Annotated in this window: 1 protein-coding gene; it reads right to left on the bottom strand. The window is 58.1% G+C overall.

Translation table 11 applies throughout. The features are described 5' to 3' along the window. Positions 1–2,155: RHS repeat domain-containing protein (locus GTP77_RS31350; protein ID WP_161075730.1), on the bottom strand; the 2,155-nt coding region annotated here is incomplete at its 3' end. Positions 2,156–2,460 lie beyond the last annotated feature (305 nt).

The raw sequence follows: 2,460 nt of genomic DNA, 5'->3' as shown, positions 1-2,460 counted from the left end.
CTGCATTGTTATAGCCCAGCGTGACGTTGTGTACGCCGCTGCTGCTCATCTGCGCAATGCGGCCATCCGTGTCGAGCGTCACTAGGCGCGGCAAGCCGTTGCCGAAGCGCCAGGCATAGCGCTGCAAGTTCGCCGGCTGGTACAGGAAGTTGGTAGCCAGCGTGGCCGACGCGCCGGCGAGGTTGCTGGTGATGCCGGAAACGCGGCCATAGCTGTCGTAGGCATACGTCAGCACCAGACCGTACGGATAGCTCATGGTGCTCACCCTGCCGACCGTGTCGTAGGTCCAGCCGTTCGTGTAGGTGCTGCCGTAGATTTCACTGGCCTTGCTGGTCAGTTCGCCGGCGGCGTTGTACGTAAAGGTCATCTGGCCCGTGCCGTCGTTGGTGCGGGTCAGGCGGCCTTTTCCGTAGGTGCCTTCGTCATAGGTGAAGGTGTTGGCAATGCCGGGACTGGTGCGTGTGGTGGGACGGTCCAGTTTGTCCCAGCCGTAGGTAATGGTGACGTTGTCCGCCCGCGTCTCCGTGTATAGCCGGCCTATGCTGTCGTACGCGTAGGTGGTGGTGCCGGTGTCGGGGCTGGTGCGCGAGACCACATCGCCAAAGCCGTTGTAGGTGTAGGTCGTCGTGAGCAGACGCGGATCTTGCACCGACTCCAGCATGCCGTCGTTGTCGTAGGAAAGCGTGGTCACGCCGCCATCGGCAGCCGTGCTCTTGGTCAGGCGGTTCTGCGCGTCGTATTCGTAACGGGTGACGTGGCTGGCCGCGTCGGTCACGCTCTCCACATTTCCGTTGAGATCGTAGCGATAGTTCACCAGCTGGCCCGCGTTGCCGGACGCCGTGTACGGCCGGCCCTGCGAATCGAGTGCGGTAGTGGAGCTGAAGCTGCCGGATACAGATGCCGTAGGTGTACTGCCGGCGGCGACATGCCGTTCCGAACTGCTGGTCACTGTTTTATTGGGAGCGTTGATTGCCACCGTCTCGAACTTGCCCAGCGCGTCGCCAGTTTGGTAGAGCCTGGTCGCAGCGTTGTAGCGATAGCGTTTGACGCGGCCATCGCCAAAATTGATGTCGGTGACCTGCCTGTTGTTGTTATATGTATAGGTGGTCGTTCGCGTCCCGCCGCCAGGCACGGTCAAGGTCGTGCTGAGCAAATTCGTATTCGGCGCAAACACCATGGTCGTGCTCACGCCATTGATATCGGTGTACGTGCCCGGGCGCCCCAGCCCATCGTAGTTGCTCCAGGATTCCTGCTGGTTAAGCCCGTTAGTGCGCGTTGCTATATTGCCGTAGGCGTCGTAGGTGATCGTCGTGACCGAAGTGGTACCCGCAGGCAGGGTACGCGTGATGGTCTTGGTGGCTATGGTGCCGTTGGCGTTGAAGGTGTAGGCGTACGTGGTCTTCTTCTGCTTGCCGGTCTTCAGGTCATCCATCGTAATGCTGGCGATTCGGCCATTCGCCACGCCGGAGGTGTGGTAGCCGTAGGTGGTACGGGCATAGGCAACCCCATTCGTGCCGATGAAATCGACATGGTCGATCTGGTTTCCCGACCAGATGTTGCTCACCTTTAGGGCATCGGCCGTGCCATAAGCGGTCGTCACACTTTGAATCCGGCCGGTGCCATCGACGTTGTATTGCGTGCGGTTGCCTTTCCAGTCCAGCGTGTAGTCAATGTAGCCTTGGGCTGTGTAGAAGGTGCTCGCGCTGGAAGCGCCGCACGTCGATGTGCCGGTGCGTTCGACGGAACTGATTTTTTGCTCGCCCAGCACAGTCGTAAAGTTATACACCGTGGGCTGCCCGAGTGCATTCGTTACCGTGGTCTTGTTCGTGCCGTAAACAAAGCTATCGCTCTCTTCGCCGCCCGCCAGCGCGCTTTGACTGACACGCTTGTCGGGATAGTAACTGTATGTGCTGTAGCGGACGCCGTTGATGGTAATGCCGGTCAATAAAGTCGGATCGGCGTTTTCGTAGAGATAGCCCCGGACGTCGGCGGTCTGACCGGATTGCACCGGCGCGGTAACCGATGTCAGCATTCCATTTGTGTTGTAGCCGTAAGTCCAAATCTTGGACGATGTATCCTTCAGCGTACTCACGCGGCCATTGCTGCCATACGTCAGCTGGATAAACTTGCCGTTGGTATGGGTGATTTTATCCACTCGGGAGGTGCTGTTGACGTACGTATAGCTGACGCCTACACCGCTGTTTTCGAGCACGCTGATAATATAGCCGCTTGCATCATAATAGTATTCAATTTCATCCTTAATCAGGATCCAGCTATTATTCGGCGTATACCAAAGCTCTCCGGTAGAGGCTGAACCGCCGACGTTATAGACATAGGGAAGCGCTGATCTATTCGCTTTCCTGGCAAGGCCAGCGTGCCGAATGGTCCACTGGCGAGCCGTTCAAGCCCATTTTTCGTCCGATTTCACGCGATGCTTCACGTCTTTCTGTAATCAGGACG

The sequence above is a fragment of the Pseudoduganella aquatica genome (genome assembly GCF_009857595.1).
Classification (GTDB): domain Bacteria; phylum Pseudomonadota; class Gammaproteobacteria; order Burkholderiales; family Burkholderiaceae_D; genus Rugamonas; species Rugamonas aquatica_A.
The sequence above is the reverse complement of the archived record's forward strand: the minus strand, read 5'-3'. Positions and strand labels throughout refer to the sequence as shown.